This window comes from Methanosarcina spelaei (assembly GCF_002287235.1).
GTDB classification, from domain to species: Archaea; Halobacteriota; Methanosarcinia; order Methanosarcinales; family Methanosarcinaceae; genus Methanosarcina; species Methanosarcina spelaei.
In genome coordinates this window covers 1-18670 of the sequence record NZ_LMVP01000546.1, presented here as the reverse complement: position 1 = coordinate 18670, position 18670 = coordinate 1, and the positions used below count along the sequence as shown (strand labels likewise).

The 18670-nt window shown below is 36.9% G+C and carries 13 protein-coding genes; 7 read left to right on the top strand and 6 right to left on the bottom strand.

Annotated elements, in window-relative coordinates:
- The 6 genes from ASJ81_RS20950 to ASJ81_RS20925 all read left to right on the top strand — a co-directional run.
- Positions 1-413, top strand: a 413-nt coding sequence (locus ASJ81_RS20950) for a PGF-pre-PGF domain-containing protein (RefSeq protein WP_141241828.1), incomplete at its 5' end; no start/stop codon positions are given.
- A 593-nt stretch (positions 414-1006) separates the two neighbouring features.
- Positions 1007-3085, top strand: a complete 2079-nt coding sequence (locus ASJ81_RS20945; RefSeq protein WP_394339148.1) for a NosD domain-containing protein — start codon at positions 1007-1009, stop codon at positions 3083-3085.
- 693 nt (positions 3086-3778) lie between these two features.
- Entirely contained in the window at positions 3779-5827 is a 2049-nt protein-coding gene (locus ASJ81_RS20940) for an MASE3 domain-containing protein (RefSeq protein WP_095646055.1), read from the top strand.
- 470 nt (positions 5828-6297) lie between these two features.
- Positions 6298-8871: a PGF-pre-PGF domain-containing protein gene (locus ASJ81_RS20935; RefSeq protein ID WP_245860404.1), complete on the top strand. Its 2574-nt coding sequence runs from the start codon at positions 6298-6300 to the stop codon at positions 8869-8871.
- Between the two features lie 842 nt (positions 8872-9713).
- Positions 9714-11126, top strand: a complete 1413-nt coding sequence (locus ASJ81_RS24355; RefSeq protein WP_170943438.1) for a NosD domain-containing protein — start codon at positions 9714-9716, stop codon at positions 11124-11126.
- A gap of 77 nt (positions 11127-11203) precedes the next feature.
- Positions 11204-11863, top strand: a complete 660-nt coding sequence (locus ASJ81_RS20925) for a class I SAM-dependent methyltransferase (protein ID WP_095646053.1) — start codon at positions 11204-11206, stop codon at positions 11861-11863.
- Between the two features lie 500 nt (positions 11864-12363).
- Here the strand turns inward: ASJ81_RS20925 and ASJ81_RS20920 are convergent, their stop codons facing one another.
- The 6 genes from ASJ81_RS20920 to ASJ81_RS20895 form a co-directional block, all read right to left on the bottom strand.
- The gene (locus ASJ81_RS20920; RefSeq protein ID WP_095646052.1) at positions 12364-12819 is read right to left on the bottom strand and encodes a methyltransferase family protein; all 456 of its coding nucleotides are present in this window, start codon (positions 12817-12819) and stop codon (positions 12364-12366) included.
- Between the two features lie 220 nt (positions 12820-13039).
- Positions 13040-13327, bottom strand: a complete 288-nt coding sequence (locus ASJ81_RS20915) for a hypothetical protein (protein ID WP_095646051.1) — start codon at positions 13325-13327, stop codon at positions 13040-13042.
- A gap of 261 nt (positions 13328-13588) precedes the next feature.
- Positions 13589-13987: a molybdopterin dinucleotide binding domain-containing protein gene (locus tag ASJ81_RS20910; protein ID WP_095646050.1), complete on the bottom strand. Its 399-nt coding sequence runs from the start codon at positions 13985-13987 to the stop codon at positions 13589-13591.
- Positions 13987-15234, bottom strand: a complete 1248-nt coding sequence (locus ASJ81_RS20905; protein WP_095646049.1) for a formylmethanofuran dehydrogenase subunit B — start codon at positions 15232-15234, stop codon at positions 13987-13989. Before ASJ81_RS20905 ends, ASJ81_RS20910 begins: the two co-directional genes overlap by 1 nt.
- 10 nt (positions 15235-15244) lie before the next feature.
- Positions 15245-15709, bottom strand: a complete 465-nt coding sequence (locus tag ASJ81_RS20900; RefSeq protein ID WP_095646048.1) for a (Fe-S)-binding protein — start codon at positions 15707-15709, stop codon at positions 15245-15247.
- Between the two features lie 982 nt (positions 15710-16691).
- A complete protein-coding gene (locus ASJ81_RS20895; protein ID WP_095646047.1) occupies positions 16692-16973 on the bottom strand; it encodes a ferredoxin-thioredoxin reductase catalytic domain-containing protein in 282 nt (93 codons plus the stop codon).
- Positions 16974-17727: 754 nt separating this feature from the next.
- On the opposite strand from ASJ81_RS20895, the gene ASJ81_RS20890 reads away from it, so the two are divergent.
- Positions 17728-18670, top strand: a 943-nt coding sequence (locus ASJ81_RS20890; RefSeq protein WP_095642727.1) for an ISNCY family transposase, incomplete at its 3' end; no start/stop codon positions are given.

Genomic DNA, 18670 nt, shown 5'->3' with positions numbered 1-18670 from the left:
GAAACCCTGTAGTGTGCTTCAAGGTTGAAAAATCCTGGCTGCAGGATAAGAAGATCAACCAGAATTCAATTACACTCAACAGGTACAGTGACAAAAAATGGTCACAGCTACCTGTGAAATGCTTAAAAGAGGATGCTAACTACCTGTACTTCACGGCAGAAACAACGGGATTCTCGTTCTTTGCAATAACAGGAAAAGCTGTAGAGAAAGAAAAGGTAGCTGAAACAAAGCCTTCAACAAACACTTCGAAACTTGAGAAGAACAATACAGCAGCAGAAACCAAAACCGAACAGAAAACCGAACAAAAAGCAGAACAGGAAGCAGGAAAGAGTAAAATCTCAAGCATACCCGGATTTGAAGCGCTTTATGTAGTAGTTTGCCTTTTCATGGTACTCCTGCATAAAAGAAAATAAAAGGACAGTTAAAAAAGAGAAACAAAGGTCAAAAGACGAAGTAAAGACCAAGAGATGAAATAAAGATCAAGAAAGAAATAAAGACTAAAAACGAAAATTAAAACAAGGGTAAATACAAAAAAATAAAGTAAAAATTAGAATGTAAAATTAAATATAGGAAAAGACAGGACGAAGGCATTAAACCTTCATTTTTCTTTTCCCTTCCTTATTTCTCCATTTTTCTTTTCCCTTCCTTATTTCTCCATTTTTCTTTTCCCTTCCTTATTTTTCCATTTCTCTTTTCCCTTCCTTATTTCTCTATTTTCTTTTTTTGATTTATTGAATTTGGACAGTATCTTTTACACATTAGGTTTATTATTTACGTAGAAGCAGATAACCTTCCAGGTCTCACAGAAAGTCGATCAGGTACATAAGAAAAGAAAAAGTCTCTAGTTTATTTTCCTAAGATGACTATTGATTGGCTTTTACCATATATTTTTATTTCTTTATTTTGATATTATTCTGATCCAATATATTTATATGGATTAATGTTTAAAATCTCAGGTATTAATAAAAAATTAAATAATAATTTATATGAAAAGTGGGGGATTTAAATAAACAGAGTTGTCGCTTTAGCAGTAGCTATTCTTATTTTTACTTTTGGTTCGAGTATCGGCACGTCGGCTGAGCTCACGGTTCAGCCAGGGGAATCAATACAATCCGCAGTAAATAATGCAACTGCCGGAGATGAAATAGTTGTAAGTCCAGGAAATTACAATGAGAATGTCGTAATAACGAAAGACGATATAGTAATAAGGTCAGGTTCTGGAAATTTTGAAGACACCGTAATTACGGCCAATGATAACGCAACAAATGTGTTTTCTATAGATGCGGATAAAGTAACAATTACGGGACTGACTATCAAGGGAGCTGGATTGGATAGGTCAGGAATCTATCTATCGGGGTCCAATAACTGTACCATAGACAATAACAGACTCGTTAATAATGCCCTGGGAATATATGTACAGTATTCAATGTACAATAATATCCTTAACAATACAGTGGAACAGGGTAAGAGAGCTGTTAATATTGAGAGGTCACACTATAACATAATCACAAATAATGATGTTTCAAACCAGAGATTTGGAATTTATGTCACTGCCTCTGAAGGAAACAAAATTTCGGAAAATAAGGCAAATATGAACTCTAACCACGGTATTGTCCTGGAAAACTGCAACAATACCAGGCTGGAAAACAACACTGCAAATGCAAATGGCGGTTCCGGTGTCCATATAGTATATTCAAACGGTAATACCCTGATAGGTAATGCAGCAGATTCAAACGTAGGTTATGGTATTTCTCTTACTGATTCAGGTAACAGCAGTATTGAAAATAATACAGCGGTCAACAGCACTCGGGCTATCTTACTTTTAAGATCGGGTGAAAGTAAGGTTCTGAATAATCTCGCTTCAAACAGTGCGTTCGGTATCCGGATTTCGTCAGGAATGAACAGCAATATCTCAGGAAATGAGGTCTCAAATAATAATAACTCAGGTATTTCTTTACTAAACTCTGTTAACTGTACAGTCAGTGAAAATGTACTGTCAAATAATACCCTAGGAGTTGATCTGGAGTTATCCAACAATACCGTTGTTCTTAACAACAGCCTCAAGGAAGGTGGCAGGGGGATCAGCCTGAGGGATTCGAGTTACAACCTGGTGTCAAACAATACAGCTTTAAACAACAGGTATGGAATTTATATCATGCGTTCGCAGTGGAATACATTGTTTAATAATACTGTAAGTACAAGCATTAATCACGGCATTGTGCTGGCAAATTCCACTGATAACACCTTTACAAACAATACTTTTAATTCAAACGGAGGTCACGGGGCTTATTTGACCAATTCCAGTGTCAATACCTTTGAGAATAATACAGCTTCAGGTAACAGCAGAGGCATTTATCTGATATCGTCCAGTGGTAACAAAATCCTGAACAATAAAGTTCTGGATAACAGGGAATATGCAGTCCTGTTATCGTACTGCACGGATAATAACGTTTCCGGAAATGAAGCTTCCAATAGCGGCCGTGGAATTCACCTGAGCACTTCCCAGAATAATGTTATCTCAAGAAATATCATTGCTATGAACAGCGTCTCAGGCATTTTCATGAGCTCTACAAGCAATGGCAATACCGTCTTTGATAATTACCTTAATAACGTTATTAATTCAGACATTAAAGGAGGAAGTGAAGGGAATGTTTTGAACACGACAAAAACTGCTGGCACCAATATTGTTGGCGGACCATTCATAGGAGGTAACTTCTGGGCAAAACCCGATGGCTCCGGATTTTCTCAGACTGCAACCGATGTGGACGGAGATGGCATTGCTGATGCTGCGTACAAACTTCCAGGCAATAATTATTCGGACTTCCTGCCTCTTGTAAATGGCTATGAACCCAAACAGTCTGTAAAGCCTCAAGTAAACTTGAATACTACCAGTACTGAAATAACCGGTACCGAGACAACTGCCAATGAAACAAAAACTATAGCAAACGAGACCACTGCCAACGAAACAGATAAGGCAGAAGCTAATAAAATGGAAAATCAGACTGAGGTAAGTAAGAGCGAAAATGAGACTGAAGTAAACATGTCGGAAACAAATACAACAGATCTGTCCAATGACAGTGAATAAACACTGGGACCGATGAAACGGAATATGTTGAGTAACTTGATTGAATGAGCCTGAGTAGAGTCCAAAGGATAAAAGCGCAGGTTAAACCTTCTGGATGAGGGCTTGATCCTTCATCCTATTTTTACTATTTTTGCTTTATTCAACTAACTGCTCTTGGGCTGGCTTTGAAGTATCTTTTTCTTTTATAAAGAGCCTAATAGTGACCTCTGTTCCTTTATTCATTTTCATTTCAAGTTCTCAGTCCAGTTGGTCAACAGGGGAAGTTATAAGCTGCATACCAAGAGTATCAAGCACCTCAATATCAATGTCTTCAGGTATGCCCACTCCGTTCTGTTTTCACATCTAAGAGTTTCACGAATATTTTTGTGATCAGACTGGATTGATCATTTATATAGTTCAGAAAAATAACTTTGAATCTTAGTTAGGCTCGCGAGAATTTTATCTAGAAATTATATATAACTGTTATACAATTATTCCCTCATACTAATTTTAAGACTTTTTATTGGAATATAAAAATTCAACTAGTGTCGAGTCAAACACAAAATGTCGTATAAAATCGAGTGCAGTTATTAGGGATCATTGAATCCTTGATAATTGACTTGACACTAGGAAGCAGGTGAAGATCAGAATAAACCCTGTGAAAAAATTGGAGCTTCCAGGAAAAATCAGAAAAAACAAAAAACAGGGGAAACAATGTCAGAGGACAAGGAAAAAAAGGGAATAATAGAATCGTATGAAATAATTCTCTGGATAGTAATTATTGGTGTACTGTACGTAGTCAGCCGCAGTAATTACCTCCTTTTCCATTCCCTGGCAGAAATATTCAGCATTTTTGTAGCGTATGTAGTTTTTCTCATAGTATTTAAATCAAGAATACGGCTTGAGAATCAGTCTCTTTTATTTCTGGGGATCGCTTACTTTTTTGTTGCAAGTATTGATCTCATGCATACATTTGCTTTTAAGGGAATGGGAATATTTACTAAGTTTGATGCAAACCTTCCAACCCAGTTATGGATAGCAGCAAGGTATATGGAAAGTATTTCCCTTCTTGTAGCTCCATTGCTTCTAGTCGACTCTCGCTCAGGAATCAAAAAAAAATATGTTGAACCCATAGATAAGGAAATATTCTTCTGGCAAATTTTTCTCCTGTATGCCGGAGTCACAGCTGCCTGTCTGCTGTCAACCTTTGTTTTCAGAAATTTTCCTGATAGTTATATAGAAGGTTCAGGGCTTACTCCGTTTAAAATAATGAGTGAATATTTTATCTGTACTATTCTTCTCTTTTCACTCGTTATCCTTTCCAAAAGAAAAGACAGGTTCGAGGAACGTATTTTCAGGTTGATTGCAGCATCAATAGTGATAACAATTTTCGAAGAGCTGGCCTTCACCCTTTATGTAGATGTGTACGGATTTTTCAATCTCATGGGGCATTTTTTCAAGATTCTGTCTTTTTACCTGATTTATAAAGCAATAATTGAGACAGGATTTGATCATCCCTATACTCTTCTCTTCAGGGAGCTTAAACAGAGCGAAGAAGCGTTAAGACAAGAAACAACCTTTCTCAGGGTTGATCAGGGCCGAATTTACAATATGATTGGTGTAAGTAAACCTGAATCCAGAAGTAGACCTTCAGGATCTGGAAAAGAAAAAGATCACCAGGTACCTGTGCAGAATATATATGGGCTTATAGGGCTTAACTTAAACGAAAATTTTGAACCAACGTCTATGGATGGAACTGTAGAGGAGATTACAGGTTACATTAAAGAAGACTTCCTTTCCCGTAAAGTAAAGTGGACAGAAATAGTAGTGCCTGAAGATCAGCCTTTGCTTTCCGAAAAAATGAAAGAAACAATGTCTAACCCAGATACCTCTATTGAACTGGAGTACCGGATAAAAAATAAAGATGGAGAAATAATATGGATTTGGGAAATTCTCCAGAAACTTCCGGCAGAATCCAGAGGCTCAGAGAAAATACAGGCTATTGTCCGTGATATTACTGAGCAAAAGAGAGCAGAAGAGATGTTAAGACTAAAATTGGAAGAACTTACCCACTCAAATGAGGAATTGGAACAATTTGCTTACATAGCATCTCACGACTTACAGGAACCCCTGAGAATGGTAGCAAGTTATTTACAGCTTTTACAGAGGAAATATCAGGGAAATCTTGATGAAAAAGCTGATAAATACATCTATTTTGCAGTTGACGGAGCTACCCGTATGCAGGATTTGATAAATGATCTTTTAGAATTCTCTCGAGTGACTACAAGAGCAAGAGAACCCGAACCTACGGATAGTGAAGTCATTTTGAATCGGGTACTTTGTGATTTGGAGCTGTTCATTCAAGAGAATAAAGCTACAATCTCGCATGATCCTTTACCTGAGGTAATTGTGGATAATACTCAGTTAGCTCAGGTGCTTCAAAATCTGATCGTTAACGGAATAAAATTCCACAGTAAAAAGGCACCAAAAATCCATATTTCTGCAAAGAGGATTTCTGCAGAAAATAAAGAGAATGAATGGTTGTTTTCGGTGCAGGATAATGGAATAGGAGTTGATCCTCAATACTATAATAGAATCTTTGAAGTATTTAAACGATTAAATAAAAAAGAGGAATATCCTGGAACAGGAATAGGGCTTGCAATATGTAAGAAAATTGTAGAAAGGCATGGAGGGCGCATATGGGTAGAATCAGAATTAGACAAAGGTTCAACTTTTTACTTTACCTTGCCTGTCAACTCTTGAGAAACATCAAAAACTAACTCTTAATAGACATATTCATTTGTATTCGCTTAGTGAATGTGGATCGTACAACTGCTGCAGTAAAAGTTAGAAATAGTATTTAAGGGACATACATCCACTGAGTAACGGATGACAACTTTTCACACCCAGTAAAATCTTATATAAATTCTGGTATTTCCCGAATTCTTAATGTTAAGTTTTGCAGTTATCTTTTCGGATAGATAAACTCGGATAGATAAACTTTCCAAAGCTTTATGACAACGGAAAGCCGGACACTAGCCGGATACTTAACAACTTTGGAAATTGGTGTTAGTTTTTATATTACTCTATATTTTCCCCATTTTACTTTACTTTATAAGGTGGTTTACTTAATAAGAGGCCCAACTGAATCAATATATTTATATTGTTTGTGCATGTCTCCTAATTTATTGAAAAAGTCTCAGCATAGTTCTACTTTTATATGGGGAATGAAAATGAAAAAATCAACCATTCTGCTAATGTCCATGCTAATTTTTTCATTAGTCTCGGGAATTGCGGCGGCTAAGGAGATTTCCGTTAATTCAACGAGTTCGATACATAACGCAGTAAATAGTGCAGCCTCGGGAGACACGATAATCGTGAAACCCGGAATATATAACGAGAATATCAAAGTTACTACGCCAAATCTTATAATAAAGTCAGAATCCGGAAATCCTGAAAATACAATAATTAAAGCTATCCCAAATACAAGTGTTTTCAATGTTGCAGCAAGTAATACGACAATTAGCGGATTCAGGATTGAATCCGGAGAAACAGGAATCTATCTGACTAGTTGCAGTGATTGTACAATTACTGATAATGAGTTTTCGGACAATAGGTATGGAATATCTCTGATCAGCTCAAGTAACAACAAAATCTTGGGAAATAGAGTAAACTCGAACAAAATGTTTGGAATTCATCTCGACAGTTCTGAAGAAAATACCCTGTTAAACAACACTATAAGTTCGAATGTAAGAGGCATTGACTCTTTAATCTCAAACAATAACAAAATTTTGGACAATATTGTTTTGAATAATAGTCAATATGGAATGTGGATTTCTCAATCTAACGATAACAATATTTCCGGAAACACAGTTGAAGAGTGCGGTAATGGCCAGGCCGGTAGTGGGGGTATACATCAAGATTCTTCCAGCAGAAACATAATCTCCGGAAACATTGTCGCTTTTAATAAAGGCTATGGACTTTTTGAGTGCCCTGCTTGCCACAATAACCGTGCGTATAATAATTACATAAATAATGATCGTAACGCAAACATCAAGACGGGAGATACTATTTGGAATATAGAAAAAACCAGTGGAAAAAACATTGTCGGTGGACAATATATAGGAGGCAATTTCTGGGGAACACCTGATGGCACCGGATTTTCTCAAACAACAGCCGATAAAGACGAAGATAAGGATGGGATTATTGATTCTTCGTATATTGACAGCTCAAATAATATTATAGATAACCTGCCTCTTGTACTTATTTCGAATCCGCAACTACCAACCCTGCCTATTGCAGATTTCAATGCAACTGTAACCAGCGGTTATGCTCCTCTTGAGGTTCGGTTTACTGACCGGTCACAAAACGCGGTTTCAAGAAGCTGGGATATTAACAACGATGGAACCGTAGATAACACCAGTGAAAGCTTTGTCTATGTATACAGGAATCCAGGAAATTATACCGCTAAACTTACAGTAAGTAACGAGAACGGCACTGCCTCAAAAACTCAGGAAATATTTGTCAATAAGGTTACAATTCCTCCTGTTGCAGACTTCAGCGCCAATGTAACAAGCGGCTATGCTCCCCTTTCAGTCCTGTTCACTTACCAGTCGCAAAACGCAGTTTCTTGGAGCTGGGATTTTGAAAATGACGGACAGATAGATTCCACCGAGAAAAATCCGGTTCACACGTATAGTACTCCAGGAAATTATACTGCTAAACTTACAGTAAGTAATGAGGACGGCAATTCTTCAAAAACTCAGAATATAAATGTCACCAGGTTTACAATTCTTCCTGTTGCAGACTTCAGTGCCAATATAACAAGCGGCTGTGCTCCTCTTTCAGTCCTGTTCACTGACAAATCGCAAAATGCAACCTCGAGGAACTGGGATATCGGCAATGACGGAACTGTAGAGTCTACGGATCCAAGCATTGTTTATGTGTTCACTAACCCCGGAACCTATCCTGTTAGCTTAACTGCAATAAATGAAAACGGCACTTCCGTGGCAAAACCTATTACAATAACTGTCACGCAAGAAAGCAGTTCAGATGACGATGACGATGATGACGGAGGCGGCCACAGTAGTGGCGGTGGTAGCAGTGGTGGCGGTGGAGGCGGTGGCTCCCCTGAACCTCAAACTAATGTCCAGGTCAAGGAACTTTCAAAGGCACAGGTTACAAACGGAAAGCCTGTAAAGTTTGATTTTACAAACAATGCAACCTGTGTTGTGTATGTTAGCTTTGATGCAAAGAAGACTGCAGGCAAGATCACAACCATTGCTGAGCAGCTCAAAGGAAAATCCACTCTTACTTCAGTACTGGACTCGGGTGATGTCTATAAGTACTTCAACCTCTGGGTCGGAAACAGCGGATTTGCAAGCGAAAAGAACATTGGAAACCCTGTAGTGTGCTTCAAGGTTGAAAAGTCCTGGCTGCAGGATAAGAAGATAGACCAGAGTTCAATTACACTCAGCAGGTACAGCGACAAAAAATGGTCACAGCTGCCTGTAAAATTATTAAAAGAAGATAATGGATATCTGTACTTTACGGCAGAAACACCGGGATTCTCATTCTTTGCAATAACAGGAAAAGCTGTAGAGAAAGAAAAAGTGACTGAAACAAAGCTTTCAACCAACACTTCGAAACTTGATAAGAACAATACAGCAGAAACCAAAACCGAGAAGAAAACCGAACAAAAAGCAGAACAGGAAGCAGGAAAGAGTAAAATCTCAAGCATACCCGGATTTGAAACATTCTATGTAATAGTTTCTCTTCTTATTGCATTCTCCAATAACAGAAGATAAACATGCGACTGAAAATCGAAAAACTCATAGAATTTATTTTGAGAAAGGATGTGGATTTTATATCTTCGTCCTTTTTGTTTTGGGTGTATAGCTTAAACACAATTAAATAAGTATAAAAATCTCTTTTAAATTTAGTACCATAATTTTTAGTACCATGATTTCGATTTTAGGGGTTTGTTTGGTTTCAATGAGGTAGGTTTTATTTAAAAGTCATTAATTTTCATTCAGTGTTTTAGACTCTGTTCCAAAATCCAGTGATTTTTGCATTTTTGATAGAAAATCTGAATTAGCAAGAAGAATCCAGTTTTTATCAAAATCAATATTCGCTATCTAAAGACTTGAATCATTAAGTTGTATTACACGGATGGTGACCATTTACAAAATCTAGTGATTTTGAATTTTACATCCATCACTAGATTTTGGTACTGAGTCGTGTTTTATAGCTATTAATATTTGTGCTTGTGTTAATATTTGTGCTTATATCTTATTACTTTTCTTCAATTTTTGTTATTTTAACATAATGTCAGTAGGCTTAGATATACACTAACATTGTACTTTATCTTTTAATTTGCCGACTAAAGCCGGCATATTTATATTGCTTTACACATTACTTCCAATACCTGATAATTAAGATTGAATGTTCTATAAAGATAAAACGAATTAATATGTAAACGCATGCGGCTTCTTACGTATTGTTTAGTTTAATGTTGGATAAAGTAGTTTTGTATAGTATTGTAAAAGGATTTACTCTTTATTATAAAAAAATTTACACGATAACTTCTTCATAATTTAAACAATCATTTAAAGCATGTTTGATGGAAATATCCCATTGCTTTTTTTGAGTGAACGGAGGGATTGGAATAAGTAGATTAATTACTTTATTGTTAGTTTTTCTGATTCTTATATTAAGCTCTGGTATTGGAGCTGCGAATGAGATCCTGGTCCATTCAGGAGAGTCCATACAGGCTGCTGTAAACAGTGCGGTTTCAGGCGATGTGATAATCGTACAGCCTGGAACCTATACCGAGAATATCAATATAACCGTACATAATCTGGTAATAAAATCAGAATCCGGAAATCCTGTAAATACAATAATAATGGCTAAAGATCCGGCTTTAGATGTGTTCGGTATAGAGGCAAATAAAGTTACGATTAGCGGATTTAAAATAATGGAGGCAAAAAAAGATCATGCAGGGGTCTATATGTATCAGTGCAAAAACTGCACTGTTGAGAATAATAGATTGCTGAATAACACTGTCGGAATATATTTGAAGAACTCGGACTATAACATGATCCTTGATAACCTGATTGGAAAAGGTGAAAAAGGAATAACTACTCAGCAGTCAAACTATAACACGATCTCCGGGAACAGAGCTTCAAAAAACAGGTACGGGTTTTATGTTCCGAATTCTGAGGGGAATGTAATTTCAAATAATACGCTCTCGGAAAACAAAGATTACGGAATCTCGCTCTCAACTGGAGTTAGTAATACCCTCTCCGAAAATAATGCTTCCAATAATGGTAGAGGAGTCTATCTGGGCAATTCTGACAATAATAAAATCTCAGATAATACTATCACTTCAAATGAGGTTTATGGGCTTTTTATCTGTCCTAAAAGTGACAAGAACAATGTTCTTAATAACTACTTCAATAATACTGTCAATGCCATACCTAATAACGGAACCGATAATATATACTATATAAAAAAAGCCCCAGGCACGAACATTGTTGGTGGGCCTTACCTCGCAGGAAACTACTGGGCAAAACCTGACGGACTGGGCCCTTCCGAAATAACGCCTGATGCAGACGGAGACGGCATTGCTGATAAGGTCTACAAGCTTGAAAACAGTGATTACGTTGATCGTATGCCTCTTGTAGCCGCTAAGGTTAAGGATCCGATCCTTCCTGTTGCAAATTTCAGTACCAATGTGACTGGTGGCCATTCTCCTCTTTCAGTCAAGTTCACCGATCTTTCGGGAAATGAAACCGAAAGAAACTGGGATTTTGAAAGTGACGGAACCATTGATTCGACTGACGAAAATCCAGTTCATACCTTTACAGAGCCTGGGACCTATACCGTAAATCTTACAGCAAGCAATGAAAACGGAACTGCTTCAAAAAATTACATAGTAGCCGTTCTTGAAGAAAATGAAACCCAGGACGCTGGGCAGAATGAAATTGCGAGCTTACCTGGTTTTGAATTAATCTATGGAATTTTCGGTTTGGTTGCGGTTTTCCTACACCGGAAAAGATGAAAAAATCTGAAAAGTAACAAAGGCAAAGAAACATAAAGAATTAAATAAACGTGAGTTAGTAATGGGAATGGGGAGTTATGGGGGCATGGGAAAGCTTTGACAGATATGCAGAGGAATATGACGCCTGGTACGAGAAATATAAACCTGCATATGAATCCGAGCTTCTTGCTCTGAGAGCCTTTCTTCCCGAAAATCCGGAGAAATTAAAAGCTCTTGAGGTCGGAGCTGGTACAGGCAGGTTCGCTTCGGCTCTCGGAGTCGGCCTAGGGCTTGAACCGTCACGGGCTATGGCAATGCTTGCAAAGCAACGCAGGCTGGAAGTCGTGCTTGGGGTTGCGGAGTTTCTTCCCTTTAAAAGAGAATACTTTGATCTTGTCTTGATAGTTACTGCACTTTCTTTTTTTGAAAACTTGAGCAAGGCCCTTAGGGAAGTCTTCAGGGTACTAAAACCAGGTGGACAAATTCTAACCGGAATCCTTGACAGGAATAGCCCTCAAGGCTGCTATCTCAAATCCGAAAATAAAAAAGGCAGATTCTCTTCAGAAGCTAATTTTCTTTCGACAGTAAAGTTATCAACGTACTTGCTTGAGATTGGATTTGAAAATCTTGAGGTTTGCCAGACCCTTTTCAGGCAACCTGAGAAAATCGAAAACGTTGAACTTCCGGAAGAGGGACATGGGAAAGGAAATTTTGTAGTATTTTCTGCCAGAAAACCTCTTCAAGAACATGGAAATTGAGAACTGATTTTTGTGTACTTATATTATATTTTATTTGTACTCCATTGACTCTGTTCCAAAATCCAGTGATTTTCGTATTTTTTAATTGAAGACCTGAGTTAGCAAGAAGAGTCCAGTTATCATCAAAATCAATATTCGACATCTAAAGACTTCAATTTTTAAGTTATGTCACAAGGATTATGACTAATTACAAAACCTAGTGATTTTGAACTTTAAATTCATCACTAGGTTTTGGTACTGATTCACTCCATTGTATCTATTATATCATATTATGCCTGTTATGTAATAATATTCTATATTCTACCTTAATATTCCACATTATACCGTAATATTTTCCTATATGCCTAATCTCTCATATTATTCCATATTATACCATATTATTCCATATTATACCATATTATTCCATATTATACCATATTATTCCATATTATTCCATATTATTCCATATTATTCCATATTTTACTACATTTATGTTAATTATCCAAGTTGCACTTAAGTGTCTAAGGTATAAATCTTCCTGTTCTTTCCTTATATGGATTATAATCCGGATAATTTTGAATGAGCAGTTTTTCTTCGTATATGGACTTGAAATAATAGAAAATTAAGGATATAATGGCTACTGCTATACTTCCTGAAGTTCCTATAAGGAATGCAATTCCAAAGGACATCTGAATGAAACTACTGTATATAGGATGACGAATATATGCATAAATTCCACTTGTTACCAGTTTGGCAGAGCTATTAGGCATGGGGGAAGCATTCAGTTTTAACTTATTGGTAGAGCCGTGCGCTTTATTAGCCATAATAAATAAAATAAAGGCAAAAATTAATAATAAATACCCTAATGGTTTTAAAAAAGTATACCTGACCTGTTCTACAAAAACGCTAAGGGGAAATAAACACCATAACCCCCATTGAATAACCATAATTATTCGTTCTTCTTTTGCATCTTCCATTCCAGATCAACTCCAATTTCCATTCCAGATCAACTCCAATTTCCATTCCAGATCAACTCCAATTTCCATTCCAGATCAACTCCAATTTCCATTCCAGATCAACTCCAATTTCCATTCCAGATCAACTCCAATTTCCATTCCAGATTAACTCTAATCAGGCAGTAGAGTTTACAATATCTGGTTTTAATTGAAATCCAGGTACACCTTTACTTTTTAAATCTTAAGTATCCATTTTACGTTTTATTTCTTTTAGTCTTTGTTTTCCAACTTGAATGATTCTCATCAGTTCCTGATACTCACTCAAGGAAACTAAGTTTCCTGGACAGAGAGTTTTTATACTGTTTCCATTGGAATATAAAATAGATCCATTCCAGGCTGCAAAGTGAGAACCGGAAAGATACTCACAGGGTAGCTCCCACCTTGAGTCCACATTTTCAAAGCCTTCAAAGCGATAAAAAGTAGTTCCGTTTTTCAAGACTTTTGTAAATTTCAGGAGTTTACTGGCCATATTCTCATCCAATTTGCAGTTAAACAAACAATAAAAAAGGAAAATAAAATAATTTTGCTATTTTTAAAAATTGTAATAGAATTTTAAGGTAATTTAAATGAATTTAAGGGGTTTAAGGGGATTTAAGGAGCTTAATAGGGATTTAAGGGGTTTATAGACTTCGAATGGATTTAGTGTATTTTAACTGACTTTATGGGATTTTATCAAAGTTTTTAAGGAATTTCCTACGGAAATCAGTTAGTTTCTTACCATAAAAAGCAATTAACGCATGAGTTCAGTCACTTTTTCCCCTTTTGCGCTGGTAACGGTTACGGATATATCCTTAAATTTGGGTACTCCTGTGCCTCCGGTTTCGTCAGAAACCAGTATATTGGACCAGGGACTTTTGGGCATATATGCGATACCTCTGTGAGGAGTTTCGTATCCGGACTCCTCAGCCTTTACCACAACTTTTCCAAAGGAATTTTTTAAAATGACTGTCTCGCCTTTTTTCACGTTCAACTGTTTGAGATCTTCAGGGTCCAGTTTTATGACAGCAGATAAGTCCCTGTATTCTTCCCCGAAACGATCTTCGAACATAGCCTTATCCTGAAAGATATCCCTGTAAGTTATGACTTTGACTTGTATTTCGGGAGCTGAAAGAAAAGATCCGAAATCCATCAGAGTGCCTCCATTATTTTCTTGAGAATTACTTCCTCAGACGGGTGATTTGTCTCAATAACAGGCTCAAAGCTCACTTTAACCCCGTCCATGCGTATGGCACTTCCTCCTGCCTCTACTCCACTTATTGCAGTATTGATGTAAACCTTTGAGTGTTTTGAAGTCAGGGTTTCACAATGGTCCACCGAGATAACAGGAATCTCCAGCATATTCTTTGCAATAGATCCGGGAAGGATTAAAAGCGGGTCCGAACCTATTACAAGGGCTGCGTCCACAGTTTTTGCTTTAAGAGACTCAACAACTGAGTATTCAGGCCCATGTTTTACGGTTCCGTTCTCGAATTTTATGCTATTCACATATCCTGTTTCTGCAAAGAGGTTTTTGTTAAAGCCCATTGTATTACAATTTCCTACCATAGGTATGAGGTGGAAATTTGACTTTTCATTCAGGATTTTCATAAGCTTGAAAAGAGGTTCAAGGTTTTCAAGCGAGTAAATGAGCCCACGCCCTACAAAAATCACTCCGAATTTTGCCCCTTTAAGGATATTTGCCAGCTCAAGGAGTTTTTTAGGCGGGTAATTGTAGGAGGTTTTGGGAAGCTTTCCGGAAAGTCCTGCAATTAGGGCATCGATAAATTCTGCATCTCCTTTTGGAGGAATCTGGAAGAAATAATTCCCGCATATTTTTGCAGTATGGGACTTTCGGACATCTATTGCGATGGCTGTCCTTTCTTCTTCCCAGCCCCTCTGCTTTTCGCTTCCTCTTGGGAAGTAGGTATGCTTCGAAAGCTGGCGAGGATGAGAGTCCGACGGATCTGTTCCCCAGTATATAATAACATCAGCTTTGTTCCTTATATCGTCAAGAGTACAGGTCTTAAGCTTATCCTGAATGAGAGCCTCAACTAGAGGTCCCAGGCAGAATGACGAGGTATCGTCAAGAGTAGCGTTGATTTTCTTTGCAAGCTCAATTGCTATTTTTTGGGTTTCGTTGGTAGAAGTCCCGAGCCCGAAAATCAAAGGATTTCTGGCATTTTTAAGGATAGATGCAGCCTCACGGGTTGCAGTATCCTCATCTACAGGCTTGTTATCAACCAGAAAATCTGCTTCGGCCCTTCTTGCCTCCTTCATGTGGGCTACTCCTACTCTACAGGCTGTATACACTTTATTTACAATGTTCTTTTCGGACTCAACCTCAATATCGTCACAAAGGAGTCCGCAGCCTGTGCATACATGATAGTTTTTCTCCATATCCGCTTCCTCACACAAATTCGATTGCCTCTACAGGGCAGGTTACTATACAGCCATTGCATAGAATCTTGTTCTTTCCGAAACGGCGGCATTCCCCTAAGTTCTGGGCTTTTACAATACCGTTTTCTACGGTTAGAACCAGCTTATTGACATTCCTCGGGGCATTTCCCGAGCCTACTCCATATGGGTCATTTGCTACATTAGGAGGACAGGCAACCACACAGTTTCCGCAGCCAAAACATAAGTCTTCATGCACTATAAGCCCGGTTTCAGTTGCGCCTTCTGAAGGTTTGAAGATTTCACTTATCTTTTCATAGTTTTCTTTATACTTTGGTTCATCTTTAAGAGGCGGGCAATCCTCAGGTGTGAGCTCGTGGGCCATGAGAGCTACTGCAAACGCCATACAGGAGGTTTTTCCGCACTTTTTGCAGTTAGTCTTTGGAAGCATCTGATAGAGTTCCATTGCATTTGTCATTACAGGTCACCCTTGAGTCAAATTTTTAATCTCAGTTTTTCATTAAAGAGTAAGAATGTTAAGAATATAATTAAAAAGCAAAGATTGAACGTGTCACTGAAAACGTATGTTAAATAACCTTTAATCAAACATATCTAAGTAATCTTCCTTAAACTCTCGCTTTTTTGTTTTCAGTGTTACTTTCAAATTTCAGTAAAAATTCCTGATAAGCATTCATTGGTCATCGGTTAAGGAAAAATCGTTATCAATTGCATTGATTTTCATAAAATTTATTAAATTATTCATCAAATGCAAAACTGGAATCTGATATCGATTTCAATTTAAACACTAAACATTTGGGTTTGAGTTTTTCCGTCGAAATCGAGATCAGCAGCTCAAAATCCTTAACCGAATACAAATGGATAAGCATTTATAAAAATGTCATCATGCAAGCCTTTTTTAAAAGTGTTGACTTCAACTGTTGATTCTCAACTGTTAACCCTCAACCGTTGACCCGCAACCGTTGCGCCGGTTGATCACGCCGTTGTAATATTTTTAGATTTTACAGTGATTTTCGCTCAAGCCTTTTTTTAAAAGGCTTGTGATCACGCCTATAGGGTTTGGGGATAGGTTTTCTCAAACTCAAACGTTATCAGGGGTTTTCGCTCAAGCCTTTTTTCAAAAGGCTTGTGATCACGTAGTCATGACGTTTTAGATTTAGCAGTTGTTTTCGCTCAAGCCTTTTTTGAAAAGGCTTGTGATCACGTAGTCATGACGTTTTAGATTTAGCAGTTGTTTTCGCTCAAGCCTTTTTTGAAAAGGCTTGCGGGCAAGTAGTTTTTTGAAAAGGCTTGCAGGGAAGCCTTAAGATTTTGATATCCTTAGGTATGCAGTTTTTTGTTTCCAGGTTTTTCAGGCCAGTAGAGCTTACAAATTAATTTCCCTGACCTTTGGAAATAGACCAGTAAAGCCTATTTACAGGTAAATCGATCTGGAGTTTAATTTAATTTGCTTTAAAGAAAAGTTCGCAGTGGCAGTTTCCGTCCCTTTCGACTTCTTCTTTATGATAGATGCAGGGACATACAATCTTTCTATCTTCTTTTTCATCTCCGGTAACTATTCTGCAGGGACAGTAACGCCTTCCGAATTTCTCAAGCTTAACCGCAAGTCCATCAAGCACATAGTCAAGAGCTTCTTTATCAGGGTTAAGCTTGTAACCTGCTTTGTCTGCATATTTCTGAGTCCATTCATACATTTTCTGTTTTAATTCGTTATGATCAGTCATATAAAAAACTCCTTGAGCTTTAATTTGAAGCAATCCTGAACCTTGGTGAGAAGAATTCCTGAACCTTGGTGAGAAGAATATGTTAATCAAATGTGAATCTATGTGAGTTGTTATAGAACGGAAATATTGTGAAGTATACTAGAATTAAGTATACTGAAGACTTTTAAGTTGCATGAGATATTTATGGGAATAACTTGAGTGTTTAGTGTCACTTCCATCTGTAAAGTTATTAATCTCTTGTTTCGTTTAAGGCTATTTATAGAAATACCTTGTCCTGCAGGAATTAACTAATTCATCGCAGTATAACTAATTTTATCTCGCTCATGCCCATGTAACTAATGTCGTCTCACTAGCATCCATATGACCGGTTTTCCGTTATGATCTTTTCTTGAATTGTCCGTTTGAAACTGGTTTCTAGATTACGAATTAAGTTCTCAAACTATAAATTAATTGGTAAAACTCCAGCAATAAGGCCTAATTAACGATGTTAAGGCTTTTGTTCTTACCCAACAGGTTTCAGTCAAATTGCTGAAAAGCCAATGCAGAGTCGGTATACTAATTTAGGCTATAAAGTTAAATTCTGGTTAATTATTTGGCTTGATATGAATACGAAAGTTTTGCAAATGAATATAAATTTTTATATCTAAATAGACTGTTAATGACTCAGTTCCAAAATCTAGTGATGAAAGTAAGTGTAACATCACTATATAAATTTATAATTCTATAACTATGTAATGATGTTACGGCAAAAACAATGGTAATTATAAATCTTACTCTTAATAACTTATCGGAACTCCCTGCTCTCTCATACCTTTTTGATAGTTATAGCAATGATTACGAATATACCACAAGAGGAATTTTTCGTAGAAAAATTCCTCCAGCCTGCCCTATTTGCAGTGCTCCTATGGTTCATAACGGCTATAATCTATACATCAAAAAAGGTCTTGGAAAAATCAGCATTGGTCGATACAAATGCCAAAATTGTGGTAGTACAGACGAAGAAGATCATAGTTTTTGGGAAGGTCTGAAAACTTTACTTTTTGATTCATTTAATAATTTTTTCCAGGTGCTCAGATACCATAAAGTTTCTTATGATGGAATTTCTGATATAATGAGCTTCATATTTCCAAGATCAAGAAGCACTATTTTTAGAACATTCAACAAAGAAATGGAACAGGAAAATGTTCCAATTTTAGAAAATGTACATATGGTGCACTATGACGAACAGCATCCAAAAGAGGGACGTTGTCAGAAATACCGTTTAACATTACTGGATGCAAAAACTCAAAGAACAATAGCAGATGAACTTTTTGAGGATAAAAGTTCAGAAACCATCAAAACGTTTCTACGAAAAAATCTAGATACATCAGAACCTGTGTTTATTGTTACGGATTTTGATAAGAGATACCCAGATATTTTAAAGGAAGTTTTTGGGGATAAGTTAGTGCATCAATACTGTTTGATGCACTTAAACAAGCTTATAGTTAGCGATTTTCCGAAGAAAACAACAATTGAACAGGAACTATTAAAATACAGGTTATTGAATATATTTTACAATCGTGAAAATGAGATTAAATTCCTGGAAAAAATTCTATCTGAAGAACTTAACGTAATTATGAATGAAGAAAAGCATCAAGAATGGAGTATAAAGGCAAAAAAGGAATTTAACCGATTTAGATATAAATTGAAGCTAGAAA